Origin of the sequence: Psychrobacter sp. GW64-MNA-CIBAN-0177 (assembly GCF_040309585.1) — a bacterium.
Lineage (GTDB): Bacteria > Pseudomonadota > Gammaproteobacteria > Pseudomonadales > Moraxellaceae > Psychrobacter > Psychrobacter okhotskensis.
Map to the genome: position 1 here is coordinate 1 of NZ_JBEOOY010000004.1, position 24,497 is coordinate 24,497.

The following is a 24,497-nucleotide window of genomic DNA, read 5'->3' on the forward strand; positions in this document are numbered from 1 at the left end:
TTGTATTCTTGGTCGAAAACAATAGATTAGTGAGGTGCTCTTCTTTTTTCAATCACTTTTAAAGTTGAGAGTGGGGTTAAAAATATAAATATCTTAAAAAAATAAGTACATTAAAAAGCATGGAAAACGGATAAAAAATGAGTGTGCTTGGTCAGCACGAACCTAACCATTATTCATCAGTGATGGCGGCAAAACGTGCGTCAAGGGTGGCGGCCAATTGTATCGGTGGCAGTTCAATCTCTAAGCCGCGACGCCCCGCACTCACATAAATGGTTGGCTGCTGCTCAGCTGAACTGTCTATAATAGTCGCTAAGCGCTTCTTTTGTCCCAATGGACTGACCCCGCCCAGTACGTAACCTGTGCTACGTTCGACTTGCTTAGGGTCTGCCATCTGTACTTTTTTGCATATCAGCATTTTATTAGCAGACAGCGCTTTGGCCATTTTTTTGAAATTTAAAGTTCTATCAACGGGCAAAATAGCCACAGCTAGCAAGCCATGGTCAGTCGACACCACCAAGGTTTTGAATACTTGTTTTACCTCCACGCCCAGCTTTTCGGCAGCTTCTAAGCCATAAGATGCGGCACTACTGTCGTGAGTATATTCGTGCAGCTGATAATCAAGGCCGCGCTGTTTGGCAAGTTGGATAGCAGGAGTCATAGGCGTTGAACTTTTGGTTGTTTGAAGGAGATTTGTTTAACAGCAGTGAGTGCGTGTACAGACTGGTCTGAATATTCATTCATGCTCGCTGACGCTATTATATTATTACGCTAAAGCCTTTAGACTTCAAATAATTGAGCCTTTTAAGCGGCATTTCACTCACAAAATAATTACCGATTCGTATTAATATTAGCAGTATATACAGACATAATATATCGCTTTGATGGCTTTTATGGCATCATAAGAGTAATACATTTCACTAATTTTGATACCCATTATGATACCCAGTTTCTTAAAGAATAAGTTCCTAAAAAAACGGATTTTTAAAGCGCCAGTCACGGCCGATAGCCCGTCAGCGACAGACAACGATGCAATAACTGACGGCGAGCCAGTCGTTACCAAGCCTTACTCGAATGCGCCCATCAATCAGCTCTATCGTAAGGTATCGGGTCAGCTACTCGATGTCGCCGTTAAGCCGAAGCTGTTGGGCGAATTGCCGGAGTTTGATACGGATGATCAGACGCTCAGATTTTATGTGCTGCAAGATTATTCGCGCTCCAACAGTATTTTGATCGACTTGCAGACGCAAGAGCACAACCTACCACCAGCATTGGTCGGGGTGAATGATGTCGCCCATAACATTAAAGAAAACGCGGCCATTATATTTTTGCACCATCCACATTCTAAAGACAGCCAGCTGTCGCCACGACTATCACGCTTGGTGTCTGCCGTTTTACAGCATCCAGAGTTAAAGGTTCGTTTAGTGCCCGTCTCTATCCTGTGGGGACGCGCACCCGAAAAAGAAGACTCCCTCTTTAAGCTATTGACCGCTGATAACTGGGAAGACCCTAGCATCACCAAGCAGTTATTTAATATCGGAGTGATGGGACGCGATACCTTTGTCCAGTTCCACCCACCGCAAGACTTGCGCACCCTTATCAATGACAATCTCCAAGGTCATGGAGAAGGCCCCGATGTCTTTGATTCTACTGCCACTGATTCAACTGATTCGAGCCATTCAACTGCTGATAGCACAAATGAGACCACTACCGTAGCGAATTATGCGTTAGTCGCGGCTGCCGATGGCAATCGTGAATTGGTGCGCATGCTGCAACAACAGCTTAATATTTACCTAGATAAACAGCGGGCCAGCATGCTTGGTCCTGATTTATCAGACAGGCGCAACTTGGTGGATAAGCTGATATATTCACCAGCGATTAAGCATGCGATAGAAGCTGAGGCCAAAGCGTCAGGCACCAATGTTCGTGATGCCCGTATCCTTGCCAAGGGCTATGCAAACGAGATGGTCAATGACTACTCGCACTCTATCATACGCGGTTTTTATAAATTTTTGACATGGCTATGGACGCAGCTCTATGACGGTGTAGAAGTCCATCACTTCGAGCGTGTACGCGAGCTTGCCACCGACTACGAGCTGGTATATGTCCCTTGTCATCGTAGTCATGTCGATTACCTTCTACTGTCTTATGTCATTTATAAACGTGGCCTGAGCATTCCTTATGTTGCAGCAGGTGATAACTTAGATGTGCCCATCTTAGGCCCACTGTTGCGCGGCGCGGTGGCGTTTTATATTCGTCGAAGCTTCCGTGGTAATGCGCTTTATACCGCCGTACTCCGTGAGTATATGCATACGCTTATTACCCGTAATACCCCAATTGAATACTTCATCGAAGGCGGGCGCTCACGCTCAGGGCGTCTATTACCACCGAAGATGGGTATGCTGGCCATGACGGTACACAGTCAGTTACGCCAAACCAATAAGCCAGTAGTCTTCATCCCGACTTATATCGGTTATGAGCGCATCATGGAAGGCGGCACCTATGTTGGTGAGCTAAAAGGCAAGCCAAAAGAATCTGAGTCGTTAATAGGCTTACTCAAAGTTGGGCGTAAGATTGAGCGTATTTTTGGTAACGTGCATTTGAGCTTTGGCACACCGCTACACCTTAGCGACTTTATGCAAAAATTTGATGTACCCGCCAACAGCTTACCTAGTGATCGCACGGATACCCCACTCGATGAAAAAACCGGCGCGATGGTCGATAACATCGGCGTCAAAGTGATGCAGCATATCAATAAAGCCGCCGTCGTCACTCCGGTGTCACTATTGTCATTAGTCCTGCTATCAGCACCAAAAGCGGCGCTCGATGAAGAGATCTGCCGTGAGCAAATCGCCCTATATCAAGGTCTGGCTCAGCAGCTGCCCTACTCTGATGATACGGTGGTCACTGATATGTCACCACAGCAAATCATCGATTATGGGGTTAAGCTCAAGCTTATCGAGCGTATCCCGCATATTTTAGGGGATATCATTCAAGTCGCTGGCAAACAAGCCGCCCTGCTCAGCTACTTCCGTAATAACATTTTGCATGTCTTTATTCTGCTGTCATTCCTAGCCGCTTTGGTTGCCCGTAACGGTCGTATCGAACGCAGTCGTCTCAATAGCATTGCCGAGCAGTTATATCCGTTTTTACAAAGTGAGCTGTTTTTATACTACCCAGCGCATGGCCTAGCCGAAACGCTCAATAAAAAAGTGGATAACCTGCTCAGTCATGGACTGATCGTCGAGTTGGGCGATGGTGTGCTTAGCGTTCCTGAGTCTAATAGTAAATGCTATCAGCAGCTACAGGTACTCGCGACGCCTGTCGAACAAAGCCTTGAGCGTTACTTTATGACGCTTGCGCTTTTGGCTCAGCAAGGCTCGGGCAATTTGACCGAAAACGAAGTGGTTGATTTGTGTCATCTACTTGGGCAGCGCTTGTCCGTCTTATATGCTGATGATATTCCTGATTTCTTTGACCGCGCCTTATTCACCAGCTTTATTAGTGCCTTGACCCGTCTAGATTATTTGCAAAAAGATGATGAGACGGGTGTGTTGACTTTTGATCAGCGTATCAACGACATTGCCCATCATGCCAAATACGTGCTCAGCCCTGATATGATGCAAATATTACAGCAAGTGGCCAGCTTAGATGAAGAGGAAATCACTCATGCGATTACTGAGATTAGCAATAAAAAGCAGCGTAAATTTGGCCGTAAACGTTAATTTATAGCAAATTAAGTATAAAAAAAGACCTCTAATTCATTAGAGGTCTTTTTTTATGTCTAAAATTATTGTCTAAAAACTCTTATGATAAACAAAGGTTCTAGGTAGAAATCTTTTTATACTTCATACGCTTAGGAGTGGCAGCATCACCCATGGTCTTTTTACGATAAGTCTCAAACTCAGAGTAGTTACCATCGAACCAAATTGGACCTTCTTCTTCGAACGCCAAAATATGGGTGGCGATACGGTCAAGGAACCAGCGATCATGCGAGACGACCATGACCGTGCCTGGGAATACTTGAATTGCATCCTCTAGCGCACGTAAGGTTTCGATATCCAAATCGTTTGATGGTTCATCAAGGAGCAAGACGTTTGCACCCTGTTTTAGTGTCTTAGCAAGCTGCAAGCGGTTACGCTCACCACCTGATAATTGACCAACGTGTTTTTGCTGGTCTGAGCCTTTAAAGTTAAAGCGACCGATATAAGCACGACTTGGCGTGGTGTAATCGCCAACCGTAATAATATCAAGACCGTCAGACACTTCTTCCCAAACGGTTTTACTGTCGTCTAAGTTGTCACGTACCTGACCAACATAAGCGACTTTGACACTTTCACCCAAATCAACGGTTCCAGTATCTGGCGTATCACGTTCAGTAATCATGTTAAATAGTGTGGTTTTACCCGCCCCATTTGGACCAATGATACCAACGATAGCACCTGCTGGGACGTTAAAACTTAGGTTTTCATAGAGCAAGCGATCGCCAAATGATTTAGAGATGTCATTAATCTCAATGACCTTGTTACCCAAACGTGGACCTGGTGGAATATAAATCTCAGAGGTCTCATTACGCTTTTGGAACTCTTGTGAGTTCAATTCTTCAAAGCGCTGGACGCGAGATTTAGACTTGGCTTGTTGGCCTTTTTGGTTTTTACGAATCCACTCAAGCTCTTTTTTCAGCGCTTTAGCAAAGGATTCTTCTTGCTTGTTCTGCTGCTCTAGACGGGTGTTCTTTTGCTCGAGCCACTCGGTATAGTTGCCTTCGTACGGATAGCCATGGCCACGGTCAAGCTCCAAGATCCACTGAGCAACGTTATCCAAGAAATAACGGTCATGGGTAATAGCCACGATAGTACCGCTGTAGTTCTGTAGGAACTGCTCTAGCCACGCGACAGATTCGGCGTCCAAATGGTTAGTCGGTTCGTCAAGTAACAGCATATCTGGGCGCGACAATAGTAAACGGCATAGTGCCACACGGCGTTTTTCACCACCAGACAGTTTGCTGACATCGGCATCCCAAGGCGGTAGACGCAATGCATCAGCCGCTTTTTCAAGCTGGGTATTTAAGTTATGCGCATCCCATGCTTGGATGATGTCTTCCATCTTGCCTTGCTCTTCAGCAAGTTTATCGAAATCTGCATCAGGCTCAGCGTATTCAGCATAGATAGCATCTAAACGAGCGAGCGCATCCAACGCTTCGCGCATGCCGTCTTCGACGTTACCACGTACGTCTTTGCTGTCGTCAAGCTGTGGTTCCTGCGGCAAATAGCCGATTTTGGTGCCCGTTTGCGCGCGTGCTTCGCCACTAAATTCTGTATCCACGCCTGCCATGATGCGTAGCAAGGTTGATTTACCTGAGCCGTTGATACCGAGTACACCGATTTTGGCACCCGGAAAAAACGATAGGTTGATATTTTTTAGGATTTCACGCTTAGGTGGAACAAGTTTTGACACGTTGTTCATCGTGTAAATATATTGAGCCATTAACACTCCGATAGACTGCATAGAAGAGGCAAGCAAATCATACTTAGCAATGATGCCAAGCGTGCTGCACCTCAAAATCAGGGTTACAAATTATAGGCCATTATCGCATTGTGGCGCATACCCTGCAAGCTAGTAGATGGCTTTAGCACTCTTTGGCATTGATTTCGTATTTTTGCACCTATAAGCGCAAGTTTTTACGCCTATCAGCACAAGATTATTTGCTTAAATGCAGCCTATAATAGTCAGTATAAGCTCTAATTTGAACAATAATCATATTACCCTGATACGCTTCTGTTTTATAAACCTCACAAAAAGTTGCAGCAAATTTTTCGCAAAATTAATGAATAGCCGTTAAGATATTAGATATTTTTAATAAAATATTTTAATAATTGTAGAGTTTTTTTATCTGTTCTAATATGTATAAGCGCTGATAAAAGCGACGGCAAAAGCAGTTAAGTGAGCAGTCAAACGCACGACTTTACAATGATTGAAAAGCATATGATAAAAGGTATTCTATGACGACCGGCTACCGCCCTGAGATTATCCAACGCGCGTTCGTTGATTTTATTGGGTCGCGCTTGCATCCGTTTTGGTCGTTGACCACGCCCAAACTACGCCTTATTGCGCGACAGACGATCAACGAGGAATTGGTCGCGCTAAAATTTGAAGCCAATCAGGCCTTTAAACGTCAAGCATTTACTATCGATGATAGCTGGCACGGCGGGCAACATATTCATCTGACTGTGCCTATCGAAGGTATCAACCATCAGCGCAGCTACTCACTGGTTGGGATGTTTCCGCAGCCAGCAGATTTGCACAACGCTATCTTTGATGACAACGCTAAAAATGCCGTTAATGACAGTGCCAGCAATAATTTATGTGCCACCGTTACTATTGCCATCAAACCGCAAGGGTTGGTTTCAGACTATCTGACTCAACAAGCGTCACTTGGTACGGTATTCGATAGTAGCTTGCCAAGCGGTGATTTTACCTTGGCGGATACATCAGCAAAATTAACCAAGCAGAACAGTGAGGTGTCACGCTCTAAGCAATCGCCGTTATTATTTATCGCTGGTGGTAGCGGTATTACCCCGATGTTAGGATTGATTACCCAAGCATTAGCACAAAGCCGCACTGTCACTTTGTTATATTATCACCGTACGTCATTGGCAAAATCACCTTTCCAAGCTTACTGGCAACACTTAGCAACTGCCTATCCCTATTTTGCTTACTATATGGTGAATACCGCTGACCCAAATAACTACAGTAGCCAGCTAGCAGGCTCGCGACACTTAGACGTAGACACCTTATCACTGCTGCCGTTGTCACTAGCAGAGTCAACGATATTCGCCTGCGGCTCATCCTCGTTATTGGCAGGGCTCTACCGTGCTCTAGAGACGTTAAGCCTGCCTTCAGATAACCACACTCTAGCACCTAAGCGCTCGCTGCGAGATAACGTGATTGTCGAACGGTTTGGCACTGCATTGCCTGATTCTGATATGAGCCTTGGTACAAATGAGGAAACGGCTGATATAGCAGTGCAAACGGTCTATTTACGTGGACGACAGCAGCAGTTTAGTAGTGGCACCACTTTACTCTTGGGCGCGGAGCAAGCAGGTATCAGACTGAGCTATGGTTGTAGACAAGGAATCTGTCAACTGTGTCGCTGCCAAAAAATCAGCGGTGTCGTCAAAAATATCCAAACGGGCAAGCTAAGCAGTCATGGTGTTGAATCTATTCAGACCTGTATCAATATCCCGATGACAGACGTCATTTTGGATGTATAAAGCAGGCTTCTTTTATTAGATAGCTATTAGGTGTTGGTACGCCTCCACTCACGGTTTATAGTGTAGAAAAAACCTTGCAAACTCAAAATTAAATACGATTTTCTTGTTATTATTACTGATTAATTAGGGCGTGTCCTCATTTTAAAAATGGCGATAAAAATGAGATAAAGTGCAGGTAAATAAGGAAAGTAGCGCAGATAATATCGAGATATTGACTAGCTATTTGACGCAGTTTGGCAAGATTTAGCCATTTTTAGACCATTTAGGCAGGTTCGTTCAGATTGAGGACATGCCCTAAGTAAACTAAATAAAATACAGCAACTTGTACCAGATTTAGATAGCTTAACGCTTTAGCATATTATATGCTAAAGCCCACTTGAATCATAAAACCGGCGCTGTCGTCTGACACCCTAGGCAGTCTCGGTTAAGGACTATTTATGCGCTTATTACCGCCTATGTTCACCGCCCAGTCTGCCGTGCCTACATTTGCTGGTTTAACGAATCTATCGCCAAAACAAGGTTTATATCCAACCCTGAGCGGCGCACAATTACCAACAGCGCGTACAGAAGCCTTGGCTGCTGAGCTAAACACGCTGTATCAGAGCGTGATGGACTCACTGGGCGCTGATGACGCTCGCTATATTCAGCGCGTTTATAGCACCGTCGTCTATAGTGAAATACTGGCCCGTGGTCTACTCGCTGTGTCAGGTCGACTGTCATCACGACAAAGTAGAGTAGTCACTTGGTTACTGGGCACTTCCCTATTAAGTTTTAGCAAAATTTTAAATAATATGGAGCTTGGTCATAATGTCATGCATGGTCAATATGACTGGATGCAGCATCCGCATCTGAATAGTAAGCAGTTTGATTGGGACATCGTTTGTCCAGCGCCGCTCTGGCAGCATTCGCATAACTACCTGCATCATACTTATACGAATATTGTTGGGCGCGATCACGACGTTGGTTATCATTTGATTCGGGTAACTGATGAACAGCCTTGGACGCCAAGCGACCGTTATAATTTACTGAAGACCATGATATTGGCATTGGGATTTGAGTGGGCGGTGGCTTTTCATGACATCCAAATCAGCGTTGACGAATATGCAGAGTCGCCACAGCTAACAGAGATCATGCAGCCAAAGTCTCATGCGTTACTGAGTAAAATCGCCCGGCAAGTGGGCAAAGATCATCTTGTTTTTCCGACGCTGGCTGGCTTAGCTTTCGGTCGCCGTAGTGCGATGACGACGCTGAGTGGTAACCTTACAGCCAATGTCGCTCGCAATATTTGGACGTGGGCAGTAATATTTTGTGGTCACTTTACCGAACAGGCGCATATCTATACCCATCTGGCTGATAATGAAAGCAAAGGCGACTGGTATGTGCGCCAAATCCTTGGCTCTAGTAACATTCAAGGCAGCAAATGGTTTCACCTTTTAACGGGTAACTTGTCACATCAGATCGAGCATCATATCTTCCCTGATATGCCTGCTCGCCATTACGCGCGTATCGCGCCCCAAGTACAGGCAATATGCCAAAAGTATGGCTTGTCTTATAACACGGGTCGGTTTGGTCGCCAATTCAAACAAGTACTGGGTCGTATCAAGCATTTTAGCAAACCAAGTGCAGAAGAGTGGCAGGCACATTTGCAAGCGCAATCTAACGTGCCAGCGCATACAAGTAATGTTACAACGCCAAAAGATGAACCACTTATGCGCGGCTTAAGCAAATATCTGCCACCTGTCGTGCAACAAGCCTTATTTTATTCCAAGTAAATGTTATAAAAATTATGGTAAAAACTTTGTCTGTAGCGCTCATATAATATTAACGGTAACATTTTACCTATCTGTGTTTACCATAAGCAGTCGTACATGACTGGTGTAACAACGGATAATGTCCCATAATATAAAAACGACACATTAGCCTTTTAGAAAAATCATAATAATGGAGTGATATATGAACGATAATACTGAAAAAAAACCATTAGATATTGTCCATGATGACCAAGCTAAACGTTTTGAGACCTCAATTGATGGTCATACTGGCTATCTCAGCTATCAGGAACACGATGATAAACTAATCTACGACCATACTATCGTACCGCAAGAATTGGGCGGGCGCGGTGTTGGTTCTGGTCTGGTCAAACATGCCTTGAACTATGCACGCGAACAGGGTAAAAAAGTCGTACCACAATGCTCATTTGTTGCCTCTTATATAAGCAAGCATCCCGAGTATCAAGATTTGGTATAACTGGCTCTCTTATAGTCCGTTCAATTCAAAAATAAGACAGCGGAACTGAGATACATTTTTTGCAGCCTCTGTCAGCGTAGACACAGCAAGCAAGGAAAATTTGTCTCAGTTCCGCGTTATGACACTTTGTACCTATTTTATTTAGAGCCTACTATATAGGGTTAACTATATTAAGATCTAACAATTGCTACCACACTACCCTCCTATTTATTTGCTGTCTGCAATCATGTATTTATTTTTAAATATATGACAAGATATCGAATATAGGTGGGTTTTTTGTCCTATTTAGAGTATAAAGTTGCTAGCGCACTTATTAGAATTTTTATCAATCCATTAAATAATGAAAGTTAATAAAAACTCGACCAAATCATCCAACATAATAATAAGGGAGACCACCATGAGTAGTTTATCTGACAAACAAATTGACTTACAGCTAGAAGACTTAGCTGGCTGGCAGCGTGACGGCAACAGCATTATTAAAAGCTATGAATTTAATGACTTTATTGAGGCCATCAGTTTTATGAACCAAGCCGCATTTCATGCCGAAGCGCTCGAACATCACCCTGAATGGCACAATGTTTATAATGTTGTAGACGTACGCCTAACCACGCATGATACGGGCGGTATCACCAGTCTTGATATTCGTTTGGCCAAACGAATGGAACATATTATTCAACCCAAACGCTTGTAATACATTTGGACGTATTCTTTATTAAGTCATGTTCATTGACTCAATATGTGAAGCAAAAAAATTAGTAAATAATTTCCATAAAAAAAGTCCTCAATTGAGGACTTTTTCATGGAAATTATTTAGGTAAGATTGTCATTAAGTTCTACGACTGACAAACGCCACAATAACTAATATTACAGCTACTATTAAGAATACATAAGCTATTTCCTTAGTTAAACCGGCAATATTACCGAAACCTAGGAAACTTGCTAATACTGCGATTACTGCAAATATAATAGCCCAACGAAACATAACCTTCTCCTCAATAATTATCAAAAATCAGATAAAAGGACAAATATCAGACCTAAAAAATGATCCTTGCTAATATTCGTCTTACTTCATCTAATGTCCATTTAAGTTGTTGTTTTTTTAATACTATTTACAACTGTGTACGGGGATAGATTAGCAATATTTTTCGCCAAAAAACGTTCATTTTAGTAATAATGTCGGTAGGTTATGTAATCTTTGTAGCAAATCTTAATATTTAGACATTTTTGCTTGGCTTTGCAGCACTTATGTGTAGAGATGGTGAGATATCACTCAACTCCGAGCATTTTCACCCTATAATTTACTATAAACCATAACAGTTCACACTAACTGGTTCCTACTTACCATTATTATGCCTTAGAATAGATTGACGACTTAGAATCCATTTAACGATATGTAAATATGGATCTTTTTTTATTCCCATCACTCATTTATAGTCGCTTCAATCTAAAAATGGTACGAAGCAATCGAATGCAGATGTATAGACCCTACTTCAAGCAAGGTTAATGCTGCAACACTTTTATAATGGATCGGCTCTAGCATTAAATTATGCAGAAAAACACTTATTAAGGACAATAAATATGGCTAATAATATGGATACGTCAAAGAATACGAATGCAGCAGATGATAATAAACAAACCAACAGTAACCAGCGCCCTTACGCTATTATTTTATACGGAGCGACCAGTTTTGTTGGACAGATTACTGCTCATTATTTAACAAGCTTTTTGTCTAATGCCAAAAATAAGGATAGCTCCAACGTCACGTGGGCGATAGCAGGTCGTGACGAAGACAAGCTTAACGAATTACAGTCCAAGCTTGAGAGCAAAGTAGATATTATTATCGCTAATAGTAAAGACGCTGCTAGCCTAGATGAGATGACCAAGCAGGCGCAAGTCATCATCTCAACCGTTGGCCCTTACTTAAGATATGGCGAGGCGTTGGTCAAATCTTGCGCCGAAAATGGCACTGATTATGTCGACCTTACCGGTGAAGCCATCTTTATTAAAGATATGATGGACAAATACCAAGAGACTGCCAAACAAAGCGGTGCTCGTATCGTCAATTCCTGTGGCTTCGACTCTATTCCGTCAGATTTAGGCGTTTATTTTACCCAGCAGCAGGCAGAAGCTCAGTTCGATAGCACTTGTGATGTCATTCATATGCGCGTAAAAGCGGCGAAAGGTGGCTTATCTGGTGGTACGGTTGCCTCAATGGCGACTATTTTTGAAGAAGTAGGAAAAGATAAATCACGTCGTAAGCAAGTGGCAAACCCTTATCTGCTCAATGATGATAAAGATGCGCCTAGCGTGCGCCAAGCCAATGTCAGTAAGCCAGAATACGATAATGAGCACAAACGCTGGTTGGCCCCGTTTGTAATGGCAAGCATCAACACTCGTATTGTACATCGCAGCAACCAACTGCTTGGCTACAAATATGGTCGCGACTTTAAGTATGACGAAGCGATGTGGATGAAAGATGGGGTAAAAGGCAAACTGTCAAGTTATGCACTGAGCGCTGGACTGTTAGGATTTGCCACCGCGATGATGATTAAGCCAAGCCGCGAATTGCTGTCCAAGCATGTCTTACCAAAAGCTGGCTCTGGGCCGTCGAAGTCTGACCAAGATAACGGTTACTACGATATTCGTCTCTTTGGAAAAACTGCCAATAAAGACACCATCAACACCAAAGTAACGGGCGATAAAGATCCTGGTTATGGCAGTACGTCACGCATGCTGGCACAAGCAGCCTTATGCTTAGCGCAAGATATTAGCAAAGATGATGTCGGTGGCGGGTTTTGGACGCCAGCAGCCGCGATGGGTGATAAGCTGCTAACACGTTTAGAAGCGCATGCAGGTCTTAGCTTTGAGGTAGTCGATGGTTAGCCTTTACAGATGACACTTAACAAACTGTCAATAAACGAAGACTAAAATCTGAATAGCCGTATTTTTAATGATCGTATTTTTAATAACCGTATCTTGGTAACAAGGTACGGTTTTTTTATGGACAAACTCTTTAAAATTTTCAAGCAGATGTTAATGAATAATAATAACGTACGTTTTTGGTGAACAATGTTGCCAGTTTTCTCTTTTTTTATACATTACGCTACACATCCTTAGCCTGATGTCACAGCCATGTCTTAGCAACTGACGTAGTATTAAAAACGTTAAAATAATAAATTAAAGCAGAAACGTCGAATCAAAAATTATGACGTTATTTATTAAAAACTAATTCGTTTTACTAGGGTGTGTCTTCATTTTAAAAATGGTCATAAAAGTGAGATAAACTGCCGTCAAACGAGGAAAATAGTGCAAATAATATCGGGATGTTAATCAGCTATTTGACGATGTTTGGCAAAATTTAGCCATTTTTAGCCCATTCAGATACAAGCGCTTGAATTGAGGACACGCCCTAATAACTTGATATAAAAATAAGCCATATAAGAAATAATACTAATTCAAACACATTTATTAATCATTAAAAGGATGTAACCATGAAATTGAATATATTGACCGTTGCTGTTATTACATCAGGTCTAACCATGCTTGCGAGCCATGCAAATGCTGCAATGACAACCGATAATCACGGTAACGTAGGCTATGACAGTTACGACGAATGCGTCACTGCTGTCCAAGATGGCTCAGCCAAGTTTTATAGCCCTTATACCTATCAAAACCCCAAACGCCAAGCTGGTGAAGCCTCTGTCAAAAAGATGCGCTTATCTGAAGTCATGATTCCACAGAGTGTCGTCGACAGCAATAACTTAAATGCTAACAATTATTCAGCAGGTGCTTGTGATTTAGGCGTGGGACAATCGAATGGTCGCTATGGCGTATCCGGTGCTTTGGTCGGCAAATATGTTGCTATCGCCGCTGATATGCCAGTCAACGTCTACATGGATAAAAACGGCAATCCTGTGCGTTTAAGTATGCAACAGTGCGACAATCATTTTGGCGCCAAGTTCCCTACACCAATTATGTCTGAAGCTGTGGAAAGTGAAGCGTTAGAAGCGGAAGTTGCCATTACTGAAGAGCGTAGTATAGAACCCGTTATTATCGAAACGACTCGTGTTATTCGTCCTGCTAAATATAAAGTAAAAGAAGTCATCATCGCACCACAAGATCAAATTAAACGCGTTAATACAGCAAATGGTACGGCCATTGCGGTAGAAGATGCTGGGCGTACTGTAATCGTTGGCGAGGTAGCAGATGATGAAGTGATTGATAATACTGAAATCAGTCAGACCTTCCCTGTCATCCGCGTTCCTGATAGCGATTTACAGCAGCGCGTTATCGATCCCAATACTGGTAGATATGTCATCGTTGAATAATTTTTTTACAAAAAAAATCTTGGATGCAAGTAAATTATATTCTTATAGTTGATTTAATTTAAAAGTAGTACAAGGCCACCGAGTGTAGATGTATATTTAGTACTTCAAACGAGGTTAACGCAGTAATACTTTTATAGTGGAATGACTATATTTAATAGTCACTGTGTTTAAAGCTAAGGTAAAGAAACTTTATATATTTGCCTGACAATAAGAATACAATAGTTGCACAAAGTCACCTGCGAGCGCACGTCTGTTAGATTTTTAATCTATGTACTACTGAAATAATAATCGCTTAGTTGCTATTCTCTTGCTTAGAGTTTTATTAGATTATTTTATAAAACTCTTTATCCACACCAATCATGATAATCAACAAATGGTTATCATGATTTTGTTTTATCTACACATTGAATGTTAAATATATAGATTCAAAATACACCATTAATTTGTGCTATACGAAATCATGCAAATAAGCGTCAAGTTTGAAATACTTTGAGCTGACGCTATGAGAATGCAAACTGAGGAATAAACTGATGAAAAACCGTACTCTACCTTTATCATTACTGATTGGCGCTATGCTCACTATTCCAAGCTTGGCTATGGCTGCACCTGCTGATACTGCACAAGCAGATATGCAAAATGCTGCTACTACCACACTTGAGACTGAAGCTGAAAATTCAGCCAATGTATCAGTACCAAGTCCATCTAACTCGGTTCAGATTAACGAAACCCAGCGCATCTCAAGAGCAAGCGTAAATAGCAACGCCACTCAACAACAGATGGCTCCTGAGCAACAGGCACAACAACAGGCTATGCAGCAAGCGCAACAACAAGCCATGCAAGATTCAGAAGAAGCAATGCCACAAAAAGACCTACAAGAAGATATGTCACAAGAAGATATGCTAGATGAAGAATCAATGCTGGAAGAAGAAGCTTCGTCAGAATCACAAGAAGAGCTATAACAAACTCCCCAAGAAGCAACAGAAAATCTATAATACGGTATAAGCGCTTCTGCTAACTGATAAAAGCAGTAATATTTATTTACTACAGCACCTTAGGGTCTGTTGAACGAATCTTTAAATATTAGACTGCTGATATCAATTTTTCTTGCTTGCTGTGCCTGCGCAGACAGAGGCGACAAAAAATTGATATCAGCAATACCGTCGTGTTTTAAAAATATTTTGACTATAGCTAAAGTATTTATCAAATATATTTCCAATAAAAAAGGCAGTCTAATGGCTGCCTTTTTTATTGGTTATTTCTGTTAATTATTTAGAACTAACTTAAGAAACTGACCAAACCCATTACTTCTTAGTTTTAGTGACGCCCGCTTCTTGCAACAATGCACCCAATGTACCCATTTTGCTAGGTGCTTCTACTTTTTCAGCTTTAGGCGCTTTGCTGCGGTTATTGGCGCTGTCTTTATCTTGACGATTACCGCGCGGTTTTGACGGACGCTTATCCGCTGCTGGACGGCTGTTATTTGGGCGATTGCTATTTGCCTGATTACTACGTGGACGACTGGCTTTCTCATCATTACCTGTACCTTCTGCAGTCGACTTCGCTGCTGGACGCGCGGGCTTTTCAGATTCAGGCTTCATACTAAAACCAATGCGACCACGCTTTTCGTCGATAGAGATGACACGCACTGAGACAATATCGCCCGGCTTGACGCGATTCATCGGATCGGCAACGAAGTCATTGGCCATCTGTGAGATATGCACGAGACCATCTTGATGGACACCGACATCAACGAAGCAACCAAAGGCTGTCACGTTAGTAACCACACCTTCTAGCTGCATGCCTTCGCTTAAATCTTTAATGCTATTAACGTCTTCACGGAAGTTAGCCGTTTTAAACTCAGGACGTGGGTCACGTGCAGGCTTGGCAAGCTCTTCGATGATAGCTTTGACACTGATATTATCATCATTTGCCGCTAGTGCACTGGTGTCGAGCGTGTTTAGTACACCGTCGTTACTGATGACTTCTGGCAATGCTTTACCGGTTTGCGCCAGTAAGCTATCGACCAGCGCATAGCTTTCTGGATGCACACCAGTCGCGTCAAGTGGATTACTACCACCATGTATGCGTAAGAAGCCTGCTGCCTGCTCAAAGGTCTTAGCACCTAAACGCGGAACGTTTTTGAGCGCCTCACGGCTATCAAATGCGCCGTGCTCTTTACGATAAGTGACGATTTGCTGGGCGACATTTTTATTCAAACCCGCAATATGCGCCAAGATAGCAGGACTTGCCGTATTCACATCAACCCCAACCGCGTTCACGCTATCTTGGGTCACTTTATCCAAGCTATCAGCCAACTGGTTTTGGTTGACATCATGTTGATATTGACCAACACCAATGGCTTTTGGATCTACTTTGACCAGCTCTGATAACGGATCTTGCAAGCGACGAGCGATAGAAACCGCACCGCGTACAGATACGTCTAAATTACCAAGCTCATCAGTGGCCAGCTCACTGGCTGAATAGACAGAAGCGCCTGATTCATTAACGATAACCGCTTTGGCTTTTAATTCAGAATTGGCGGCCAAAATCTCTTTAATCATCGCATCTGTTTCGCGGCTCGCCGTACCGTTACCGATAGCGACTAGATCGACGTTGTAAGTACTTAATAATTCATCGATGACTTTTTTGGCTTCATCCATTTTATTATCAGGGGCGAATGGATAAACGGTTGCGACGACAGGCTTGTCTTCGCTGTCTAGCATGACATGGCCTTGGGCATCGACAATCGCCATTTTAACGCCATGGCGGATGCCGGGATCCACACCTAAAATCACTTTACGACCAGCAGGTGCTGACATGAGTAAATGCTGTAAATTATTGGCAAACACATCAATCGCGTCAGCTTCAGCAGTTAGGCGTTTTTCCGTCAATAAGCGATGCTCGATATGCGGACGCCATTTTTCTTTCCATAAGCTACTAGCGGCTTCTGTTAAAAACTCACGGCGCGCGTCAGGTGCTTTGGCATTAACATCGAAATGCTTGATAGTTTTTTCGATAAAGGGGGCATCTTCGCCTTCGATTTTGAGACCCAAAACATTCTCTTGGCGACCACGTAGCATTGCTAATAAACGATGGTTTGGCAGACGCGCAAGGCTTTCACTATGTTCAAAATAATCTTTGAATTTCTCACCGACTTCGCGTTTTTCTTCGCTAGCAACCGCAGATACGATACTCGCCGTTTTGGCAAAACCACTACGTAAATTATCTAGCAAGTCTAGTGCTTGTGTCCACTCATCAACGATGATGGCTTGCACGCCCGCCAATTGCTTATCGATATCGCTAAAGTCGACTTCAATCTCGTTACCGCTGTCGTCAGAGATGCTAGATGGCGCTTGATAGTCAGCCAGTGCCTCTGTTGGGGTAATCTCTTGCGTCAGTACCGCCTGAGCAGCAACGTCGAGACCAGCAGCACGTGCTTTGGCAGCTGGTGAACGGCGACGTGGACGATAAGGCAAGTAGATGTCTTCAAGCTCAAGCTTGGACGTCGCGTTATCGATACGCGTCTGTAGCTCATCGGTCATATTGCCCTGTGTGCTGAGCAGCTCAGTAATTTTGAGGCGACGCGTTGCCATGTCGCGCTCATAATTGAGTGACTTCTCTAAAGCACGCAGCTGCGCATCGTCAAGGTTTTGGGTTTTTTCTTTGCGGTAACGCGCAATGAAAGGAACGGTCGCGCCTTCATCGTAAAGTTTGACAAACGCATTGACTTGAGCAGTCTTAATGCCAAGCGCGCGAGCAAGCTTGTCGTGAATATTCGCGTGTGTGGTTGCATCCAAAACCTGTGCATTTGTCGAGGTTTGAGATGGCGTTAAGGTATCAGTGCTACTCATAGACGTATCAATCGTTGATAAATGGTGTTTGGCATTATAGCAAAAGCTGCATGAATAAAAATCCTTTTTATCTTTTCCTTATTTATCTGCTGTTTTCTACCCTAAATTGGCTGCTATGCTAAGTTCTGTAGCCTTGTTAAACAAACGCATACAGCATTTATGCCGATGGGTGATGCAATTGGCAGTGCAATCTTATACACTAAAGTATCAATAGCGCAAATATTACTACGCGCTGAAATATTGAACAGAAGTCTTTAATTTTACGAGGTTTCATTAATACCTAATAGATTAATGATTAAATAACGACAACGTTTTTGCTGAAACTTTCTACTAATAATAATTTTTATAAGAGGATGCCTGTATGCCTGATAATAACAGCCCCGATACTTTAACTCAGCGTATCTTAGTGGTCGATGATGATGCTCGTCTGCGTTCTTTATTACAACGCTTTCTAGAAGATGATGGCTTCGTCGTTCGTACTGCCCATGATGGCAGTCAGATGGATAAGTTGATGCAACGCGAGCTTTTCTCTTTAGTCGTACTGGATTTGATGCTACCGGGCGAAGATGGCATTAGTATCTGTAAGCGGCTGCGTGAAGACAATGGCGATATTCCAATCATCATGCTGACGGCCAAAGGTGGCGACGCCGATCGTATCGCTGGTCTTGAAGCGGGTGCGGATGATTATCTGCCTAAACCCTTTAATCCAAAAGAGCTGCTTGCTCGTATCAAAGCCGTATTACGTCGTCAAAATCGCGAGCTACCGGGTGCACCAAGTCATCAGCTAGAAGTGGTTGAATTTGGTCCATGGACGCTTGATTTATCGACTCGTACGCTTAAACGTGATGGCAATGTAGTTACCTTAACGACCGGTGAATTTTCAGTATTAAAAGCATTGGTTCAGCATCCACGTGAGCCATTAACTCGCGATAAATTGATGAATCTTGCCCGTGGTCGTGAATGGGGTGCGATGGAGCGTTCTATCGATGTACAAGTCTCACGCCTACGCCGCCTCATTGAAGACAACCCGTCACAAGCGCGTTACATCCAAACCGTTTGGGGTGTAGGCTATGTGTTCGTTCCTGACGAAGCTGAAGTTGAAACAGCAAAAAGTGAATAGTATTTACTTTATAGTTGCTGCTTTACACCCACTTATGACGATAGTTTAGACGACAATGGCTTTGACCACATCTACCATGATTCAAAACATACCCTGCACCTTGGTGACAGGGTTTTTGGGTGCGGGTAAAACTACCGTCATCAACCAGCTACTCTCTAGCAAGCCCGCCGATGAGCGCTGGGCTCTATTGATTAACGAGTTTGGACGTATTGGCATTGATGGCGCGCTGCTAGCAAGCGCACAAGAGAACAACGTTGATACAGGCAGCATTGCCATTCGCGAGGTCAGTGGTGGCTGTATTTGTTGCACCAGTCAGCTGCCCCTACAGATTGCGATTACCCGCCTGCTTAGCGATCATCGTCCGCAGCGCCTTATTATAGAACCCACCGGATTGGCACACCCACGCGAGTTGATACAACAACTGAGCGCGCCACATTGGCAAACAGCACTCAATATGCAGGCTGTAATAACGGTGCTAAGTGGCGGGCAATGGCAACAACAAAAGTATCGCTCGCACGATGGTTTTCAAGCGCATGTCCGTGACGCTGATGTCTTGGTGATCAATCGCTATATGCAGCTGAGTGAAAATGAGAGGCAAGCGTTACAAGAATGGATAACACGGCTCAATCCTGACGTGACCACTATCTGGACAGAATCTGAGCCTCACACCGTGGATGATCGCTCAAATAAGATAACTGCTTTGAATACCGCCTTATCAATGCTGATAGCACAGCTGACCAAACCAAGCCATACCATCTCTCGGCAACGCGCTACCAATAAAAGCCAGCCTAATCAGATTCGCATTTCCTTACAGCCACTTACTAGACAGCCACTTACTGGCTTGATGTCTAATCAAGCTATACAAAACAATGAAAGTCATGACGGCATAGCGGCAGATACTGAGCTCCCCTACCGCTATCACGAACAACAACAAGACATGCTGTTAGGGGGCTGGCGCTTGCCTGCACATTACGTATTTAACGCTGATGGTTTACAAGAATGGTTGTTAAAATTGCCTAACTGGCAACGTATTAAAGGCATGGTTCATACCTCTGACGGCTGGTTAAAGATTAACTTTACACCTGACAGCTTGACTATCACCACGACGAGCGCCCACATCGATAGCCGATTAGAAGTCATTTTGCAGACCGATAATGATTTGCCGATAGACAACGTTAGGTCAACCATCAGTCTTAGTAAAGATGATTGGCAGGCTTATGACCAGCAGCTGATGGCGCTGGTGCTTGAAGACAGACTCTAGTTACCTATAAAAAGACTACCTTTCAAAAAATGCCACACTCACAAAAAAGACCACCGTTGCTAAGTAAAATAGCAACGGTGGTCTTTTTTTATTGATTCGCTTTTACAAATTAGCGCAATTGACTGTCTTTACTACCGCGGCGATTGAACAACTCAGCGGCGCGCGCTTCTTGCTCAAGCTCCGTCTGACAGCTCACGCAATGCTGCACGCCAGGAACAGCGATACGCCGCGCCTCTGGAATAGGCTTGCCACATTCATCACAGAACTCTGCACTCTCCCCTTTCGGTAGCGCACTGCGTACTCTGTCTAGAGCATCATTGACCGTTGCATCCATCTGTTCGTGCTCAGCACCATCTCTTGACCAGCCACCTGCCATAATCCCATCCTATTTATTTTTTAATGATCATTGCTTTATAGATAAATTCTTTAATAACAAATAGATGGGGTGGTTATTGCTAATTACAATATGCAAATAACAAATGTGTTTGAACGATTAGTGAGAATTATATTTAGGGTATTTACTTTTTAAGAGTGTATGCCTAAAACCTTCTACTCAGCGTTGCCACCCTTCTGTTTTCATGATTTTTTGTCCTTTTTTAGTGATTAAAAAGTTAAGAAAATCTTTTGTTTGAGGATCAGCTTTTGGTGATACAACGATGTTTAAATCACGCCAGATAGCTCGATCCTTATCTATACTAACCATGTCCATATCTTTGGAATTATTAAGCGGCCAATTCGGCCAAGTTATCCAAGCATCTGCTTTTTCATCTTTAAATGCTTTAAAACTGGCTCCAGATCCTAAAGAATACGCTACTATATTATCTCGAAAACGAGCAATATCGTTTAAGCTTCCTTTGCGTCCTGCGAGATCCTCCCAAACTCCAGTACCCGAAGTGTTATATGTTCCTTTACCTTCGGTCACAACTATTTTAATCCCCTTAGCTAATAAATCATCAAAGCTACGTATATTTTTAGGATTTCCTTTTTGTACAGCTATGATTGCTGGTCGGATATAAATGGGTTCAACTTTTTCATGATCAAAAGTTTCGTATGTCTCAAGAAATGCAGTCATTGATTGCTCAGAAGTTCCCCACAGAGCATCGGCATCAGCTTGAGCGTCAGCCGACCATTTGTCTTCAGGTCCTGCTATTAATTCTACCTTGGTACCACCTTGCTTTTCCCAGACATCTGCCACTTTTCTTAAAGCGGTATGTGGGCCACCTGCTCCATACAGCTTTATGACACCATCCTGAGGATTGTGCTCGATGGAAGGATCAAAAAGCGTGGTTTGCGCAAAAGCTGAAGTACAACTTAGCAGCACACATGCAGCAGCAATGGACTTATTCATAAGTATTATCCTAAGTAAAAATCATTGGTAGTTTTGACAAAAAACAGAGTCGTATTTACTATAAAACAGATATCTTGCTGTTGGTATATATTTTTTGTAGCTTCTATTAGCACATCAAGCAACTAAAGAAAATTTATACCAGTTTCGCATCCTAGTACGACGCATCTATTTCATTTAGTATCAACTATAGCTACCCAAATTACTTTTACGCTTTGTATTCATGCAAGTTTAAGTAACACCTCTTAATCTTTTGGTTGTAAATCCACCACTTGCCCGCGCACCCCAATGCTGGCGTCACTCATCAGACATACATAACCTGCCATAATATCCTCAGGTGTTTTGAGAGACATAGGGTTCTCACCAGGATAAGCATGAGCGCGCATATTGGTACGCGTTCCACCAGGATTGATACAGTTAAACCGCAAATTCGTGGTATTTTGCGTCTCTTGAGTAAAGATATCACTCATCCCTTCGACGGCTTGCTTGGAGAGTGCATAAGCGCCCCAAAATGCACGAGGATGGGTACCAACCGTGCTAGACGTAAAGACAATAGAGCCATGATCAGCATCTTTTAATAGCGGTAACAACGCTTGCGTGAGCATAAAAGTCGCCGTAAAATTGACCTTCATCACTTGGGCAAAGATATCGACGTCATACATCTCAAGCGGCGTCAATTGCCCAAGCATGCCAGCATTATGTAAGATACCATCGAGCTGACCCACTTCTTTATTAATCAGGCCTTCTAACTGCTGCATATCTGCGTAAGTTGCGCCTTCTAAATTCATCGGTAGCATGGCTGGCTGCTTGCCACCCAAGCTCTCAATCTCATCATAGACGTATTCAAGTTTGCTACTTGTGCGACCCAATAATAGTACCGTAGCACCATAACGGGCGTAGGTTAAAGCGGCGACGCGCCCAATACCATCACCTGCCCCTGTGACCAAGATAGTCTTGCCGTCTAAACAGTCAACAGGTGGCACAAACTGACGAATATCGTCGTGCGTTAAAGGCTGTCTAGGATTTTGCGCGGCTGCTTGATGATTCTGCTCGGTCGCTGACTGTTTAACATTGTCACTCATAGTATGACTCACTGCGTATTATTTATTATTAGAGGTAGTTGCGTTCAAAAGCGTTTATTTTCAGAGATGCGCGTTTACGAGCAAATATTTAAGATTACATATTTATAAGATATTTGCTTGTAAATGCTTTTTTATGACTGATTTATTGATAAGTGTTTTAGTTATAAATATTCAAACTTACCAGAAGACAGTAATAGCTTATTCAACTGCTCAGGGGTATCCGTAATATAATCAGCGCCCCACTTCTTAAGGTTTTTTTGATCTTGCGGCGGAATATAGCCATAAGCGGCCAAAATTGTTGACATACCAGCGGCATTGCCAGCATCGATATCGCGTATATGATCCCCTACATAGAGCACGCAACCAGCAGCGCCGCGCGGGATACCAAGTTTTTCTAATGCCATATACATCGGCTCTGGATCAGGCTTAGGGCGCGATACATCTTCAGGACAGACCAAGGCAGCACAGCGCTCATCCAACTGCATTTTCTGTAACAGCTGCTCTGCTAGATAACGCGGCTTATTGGTCACAATACCCCAAGGCACACCTTTTTTCTCAAGCGTGGTCAGGACCTCTTCTAGCTCGCTAAATACACAGCTGTCCACACAAATCTCTGCTTCATAATCATCTAAAAACTGCTGGCGAAAGCCAAGTAAAGCTTCTTCGCTGACACTGTCTTGACCATTTTGATGCAGCATAAGCTTGACCATGGATGACGCACCAGCAGAGACTTGCTCTCGAATAAGTGCTTCAGGTGGGGCTTGCCAATCATTTTCGCGGCTCATTTTAGCAATAATCCGTACGAAGTCGGCAGCGGTATCGATTAGCGTCCCATCAAGGTCAAATAAAACGGCTTTGACGAATTGGCTCATAAGGCATACTCTTTTAATTAGTAAAGTGTTTAGTGCGTCAATGATGGGACGATATACAATGAATCAAGCGATCAAACCATTGGTTTTTGTACGGCTATCATATAATTAACATCGACGTTTTGTGCCAGCCAATAGCGCTTAGTCAGTGGATTATAATGTAGTCCGGTAATATCTTGGCGCGTAAATCCAGCAGTAACCGCCATCTTATCAAGCTCAGCAGGCGTGATAAATTTGGCATAGTCATGGGTGCCACGATCCAGTAAACGCAATACGTATTCGGCGCCCACGATAGCAAACAGATATGACTTAGGATTGCGGTTAATCGTCGATAGTACACAAACACCACCAGGCGCTAATAGGGCAAAACAAGCTTGCACAATCGAGCTTGGATCAGGCACATGCTCAAGCATTTCCATACAGGTCACCACATCAAACTGACCCGCATGGGTTTTGGCCAAATCTTCTACTGGGATATGCTGATAGCGAAGCGTCTTGTCTAAACCACTTTGCTCTGCATGAATCGTCGCCGCCTTTAGGTTTTCAGTCCCTAGGTCGATACCGGTCACATCAGCACCGCGACGTGCCATCGATTCAGATAATATGCCACCGCCGCAACCGACATCGAGCACTTTTTTGCCCGTCAATCCCATCTCCGCAGTCTTATTAGCGTTTGTACTATCATCGCTATTTTGATAGCCGCGCTTAACATTTTCTTCTATCCAGTTCAGGCGCAGTGGGTTGATTTCATGCAAGGTCGCAAACGCGCCCGTATTACTCCACCATTCGCTCGCCAGTTTATTGAACTTGTCGACTTCGCTAGGATCTACATTTATCGTGGCAGCCGTATCGTTAGAAATAGTATCATTAGCAACAATATTAGCAGTATCGAAACGGCTGTTCGCTTGATCATTCAAAGCAGGCGAAGAAGATAAAGCTGAGCTCATAGCGTTTTCCTTTAGAGTTATTATCGGATACAGTACAGAATTATACCCTTAATATTAGCATGCGAGCGCCAGTTTTGTCGTGAGTACATCGTCACCGATTGTGAGTAAAAGCAGAAAATACTTACATATCATGTCTATAGCGCAGTGCTAACTTGATGGTAACCGATATCTAAAAA

19 protein-coding genes are annotated in these 24,497 nt (G+C 43.3%); 10 read left to right on the plus strand and 9 right to left on the minus strand.

Annotated elements, in window-relative coordinates:
* Window positions 1-169 precede the first annotated feature (169 nt).
* Window positions 170-658 (minus strand): Cys-tRNA(Pro) deacylase, encoded by a 489-nt coding sequence (ybaK, locus tag AAEY79_RS03890; RefSeq protein ID WP_201566278.1) that lies wholly within the window; start codon window positions 656-658, stop codon window positions 170-172.
* Window positions 659-935: 277 nt separating this feature from the next.
* Here ybaK and plsB point away from each other — a divergent pair, with 277 nt between their 5' ends.
* Entirely contained in the window at window positions 936-3,722 is a 2,787-nt protein-coding gene (plsB, locus tag AAEY79_RS03895) for a glycerol-3-phosphate 1-O-acyltransferase PlsB (RefSeq protein ID WP_201566277.1), read from the plus strand.
* Between the two features lie 100 nt (window positions 3,723-3,822).
* Here plsB and ettA read toward each other — a convergent pair whose 3' ends face one another.
* Entirely contained in the window at window positions 3,823-5,484 is a 1,662-nt protein-coding gene (gene ettA / locus AAEY79_RS03900) for an energy-dependent translational throttle protein EttA (protein ID WP_201566276.1), read from the minus strand.
* 515 nt (window positions 5,485-5,999) lie between these two features.
* On the opposite strand from ettA, the gene AAEY79_RS03905 reads away from it, so the two are divergent.
* From AAEY79_RS03905 to AAEY79_RS03920, 4 genes are all read left to right on the plus strand, one after another.
* Entirely contained in the window at window positions 6,000-7,271 is a 1,272-nt protein-coding gene (locus AAEY79_RS03905) for a flavin reductase family protein (protein ID WP_201566275.1), read from the plus strand.
* Window positions 7,272-7,708: 437 nt separating this feature from the next.
* A complete protein-coding gene (locus tag AAEY79_RS03910) occupies window positions 7,709-9,043 on the plus strand; it encodes an acyl-CoA desaturase (RefSeq protein WP_025651107.1) in 1,335 nt (444 codons plus the stop codon).
* Between the two features lie 181 nt (window positions 9,044-9,224).
* Window positions 9,225-9,518 (plus strand): GNAT family N-acetyltransferase, encoded by a 294-nt coding sequence (locus AAEY79_RS03915; protein WP_025651108.1) that lies wholly within the window; start codon window positions 9,225-9,227, stop codon window positions 9,516-9,518.
* Window positions 9,519-9,915: 397 nt separating this feature from the next.
* A complete protein-coding gene (locus tag AAEY79_RS03920; protein WP_025651109.1) occupies window positions 9,916-10,209 on the plus strand; it encodes a 4a-hydroxytetrahydrobiopterin dehydratase in 294 nt (97 codons plus the stop codon).
* A 135-nt stretch (window positions 10,210-10,344) separates the two neighbouring features.
* Here AAEY79_RS03920 and AAEY79_RS03925 read toward each other — a convergent pair whose 3' ends face one another.
* A complete protein-coding gene (locus AAEY79_RS03925; RefSeq protein ID WP_201566274.1) occupies window positions 10,345-10,500 on the minus strand; it encodes a DUF1328 domain-containing protein in 156 nt (51 codons plus the stop codon).
* A gap of 596 nt (window positions 10,501-11,096) precedes the next feature.
* Between AAEY79_RS03925 and AAEY79_RS03930 the strand changes: the two genes are divergently transcribed.
* The 3 genes from AAEY79_RS03930 (at window position 11,097) to AAEY79_RS03940 (ending at window position 14,805) form a co-directional block, all read left to right on the plus strand.
* Entirely contained in the window at window positions 11,097-12,401 is a 1,305-nt protein-coding gene (locus AAEY79_RS03930) for a trans-acting enoyl reductase family protein (RefSeq protein WP_173239578.1), read from the plus strand.
* 608 nt (window positions 12,402-13,009) lie between these two features.
* Complete coding sequence (locus AAEY79_RS03935; RefSeq protein ID WP_101212165.1) at window positions 13,010-13,846, plus strand: hypothetical protein; 837 nt, start codon at window positions 13,010-13,012, stop codon at window positions 13,844-13,846.
* 530 nt (window positions 13,847-14,376) lie between these two features.
* Window positions 14,377-14,805 (plus strand): hypothetical protein, encoded by a 429-nt coding sequence (locus tag AAEY79_RS03940; RefSeq protein ID WP_101212164.1) that lies wholly within the window; start codon window positions 14,377-14,379, stop codon window positions 14,803-14,805.
* Between the two features lie 342 nt (window positions 14,806-15,147).
* Here the strand turns inward: AAEY79_RS03940 and AAEY79_RS03945 are convergent, their stop codons facing one another.
* The gene (locus AAEY79_RS03945; protein WP_201566272.1) at window positions 15,148-17,697 is read right to left on the minus strand and encodes a Tex family protein; all 2,550 of its coding nucleotides are present in this window, start codon (window positions 17,695-17,697) and stop codon (window positions 15,148-15,150) included.
* 361 nt (window positions 17,698-18,058) lie between these two features.
* Here AAEY79_RS03945 and ompR point away from each other — a divergent pair, with 361 nt between their 5' ends.
* Both ompR and AAEY79_RS03955 read left to right on the plus strand, forming a co-directional pair.
* Window positions 18,059-18,817, plus strand: coding sequence for a two-component system response regulator OmpR (gene ompR / locus AAEY79_RS03950; RefSeq protein WP_025651114.1), 759 nt, complete (start codon window positions 18,059-18,061; stop codon window positions 18,815-18,817).
* 55 nt (window positions 18,818-18,872) lie between these two features.
* On the plus strand, window positions 18,873-20,078 hold the full coding sequence (locus tag AAEY79_RS03955; RefSeq protein WP_051395056.1) for a GTP-binding protein: 1,206 nt from the start codon (window positions 18,873-18,875) through the stop codon (window positions 20,076-20,078).
* 109 nt (window positions 20,079-20,187) lie between these two features.
* Here AAEY79_RS03955 and AAEY79_RS03960 read toward each other — a convergent pair whose 3' ends face one another.
* The 5 genes from AAEY79_RS03960 to ubiG form a co-directional block, all read right to left on the minus strand.
* The gene (locus AAEY79_RS03960; protein WP_201535685.1) at window positions 20,188-20,454 is read right to left on the minus strand and encodes a DksA/TraR family C4-type zinc finger protein; all 267 of its coding nucleotides are present in this window, start codon (window positions 20,452-20,454) and stop codon (window positions 20,188-20,190) included.
* A 177-nt stretch (window positions 20,455-20,631) separates the two neighbouring features.
* Complete coding sequence (locus tag AAEY79_RS03965) at window positions 20,632-21,426, minus strand: substrate-binding domain-containing protein (RefSeq protein WP_025651116.1); 795 nt, start codon at window positions 21,424-21,426, stop codon at window positions 20,632-20,634.
* 242 nt (window positions 21,427-21,668) lie between these two features.
* Window positions 21,669-22,505: a YciK family oxidoreductase gene (locus tag AAEY79_RS03970; protein WP_227674788.1), complete on the minus strand. Its 837-nt coding sequence runs from the start codon at window positions 22,503-22,505 to the stop codon at window positions 21,669-21,671.
* A 161-nt stretch (window positions 22,506-22,666) separates the two neighbouring features.
* On the minus strand, window positions 22,667-23,377 hold the full coding sequence (locus AAEY79_RS03975; RefSeq protein WP_201577409.1) for an HAD family hydrolase: 711 nt from the start codon (window positions 23,375-23,377) through the stop codon (window positions 22,667-22,669).
* Between the two features lie 71 nt (window positions 23,378-23,448).
* On the minus strand, window positions 23,449-24,321 hold the full coding sequence (ubiG, locus tag AAEY79_RS03980) for a bifunctional 2-polyprenyl-6-hydroxyphenol methylase/3-demethylubiquinol 3-O-methyltransferase UbiG (protein ID WP_352287326.1): 873 nt from the start codon (window positions 24,319-24,321) through the stop codon (window positions 23,449-23,451).
* Window positions 24,322-24,497: the final 176 nt, after the last annotated feature.

Coding starts and splice junctions, on each gene's coding strand:
- AAEY79_RS03920 (WP_025651109.1), top strand. CDS start 9,916: ATGAGTAGTTTATCTGACAAACAAATTGACTTACAGCTAGAAGACTTA.
- AAEY79_RS03955 (WP_051395056.1), top strand. CDS start 18,873: ATGGCTTTGACCACATCTACCATGATTCAAAACATACCCTGCACCTTG.
- AAEY79_RS03970 (WP_227674788.1), bottom strand. CDS start 22,505: ATGAGTGACAATGTTAAACAGTCAGCGACCGAGCAGAATCATCAAGCA.
- AAEY79_RS03935 (WP_101212165.1), top strand. CDS start 13,010: ATGAAATTGAATATATTGACCGTTGCTGTTATTACATCAGGTCTAACC.
- AAEY79_RS03945 (WP_201566272.1), bottom strand. CDS start 17,697: ATGAGTAGCACTGATACCTTAACGCCATCTCAAACCTCGACAAATGCA.
- AAEY79_RS03960 (WP_201535685.1), bottom strand. CDS start 20,454: ATGGCAGGTGGCTGGTCAAGAGATGGTGCTGAGCACGAACAGATGGAT.
- AAEY79_RS03915 (WP_025651108.1), top strand. CDS start 9,225: ATGAACGATAATACTGAAAAAAAACCATTAGATATTGTCCATGATGAC.
- AAEY79_RS03905 (WP_201566275.1), top strand. CDS start 6,000: ATGACGACCGGCTACCGCCCTGAGATTATCCAACGCGCGTTCGTTGAT.
- ubiG (WP_352287326.1), bottom strand. CDS start 24,321: ATGAGCTCAGCTTTATCTTCTTCGCCTGCTTTGAATGATCAAGCGAAC.
- AAEY79_RS03930 (WP_173239578.1), top strand. CDS start 11,097: ATGGCTAATAATATGGATACGTCAAAGAATACGAATGCAGCAGATGAT.
- AAEY79_RS03965 (WP_025651116.1), bottom strand. CDS start 21,426: ATGAATAAGTCCATTGCTGCTGCATGTGTGCTGCTAAGTTGTACTTCA.
- AAEY79_RS03975 (WP_201577409.1), bottom strand. CDS start 23,377: ATGAGCCAATTCGTCAAAGCCGTTTTATTTGACCTTGATGGGACGCTA.
- ettA (WP_201566276.1), bottom strand. CDS start 5,484: ATGGCTCAATATATTTACACGATGAACAACGTGTCAAAACTTGTTCCA.
- AAEY79_RS03940 (WP_101212164.1), top strand. CDS start 14,377: ATGAAAAACCGTACTCTACCTTTATCATTACTGATTGGCGCTATGCTC.
- AAEY79_RS03925 (WP_201566274.1), bottom strand. CDS start 10,500: ATGTTTCGTTGGGCTATTATATTTGCAGTAATCGCAGTATTAGCAAGT.
- AAEY79_RS03910 (WP_025651107.1), top strand. CDS start 7,709: ATGCGCTTATTACCGCCTATGTTCACCGCCCAGTCTGCCGTGCCTACA.
- plsB (WP_201566277.1), top strand. CDS start 936: ATGATACCCAGTTTCTTAAAGAATAAGTTCCTAAAAAAACGGATTTTT.
- ompR (WP_025651114.1), top strand. CDS start 18,059: ATGCCTGATAATAACAGCCCCGATACTTTAACTCAGCGTATCTTAGTG.
- ybaK (WP_201566278.1), bottom strand. CDS start 658: ATGACTCCTGCTATCCAACTTGCCAAACAGCGCGGCCTTGATTATCAG.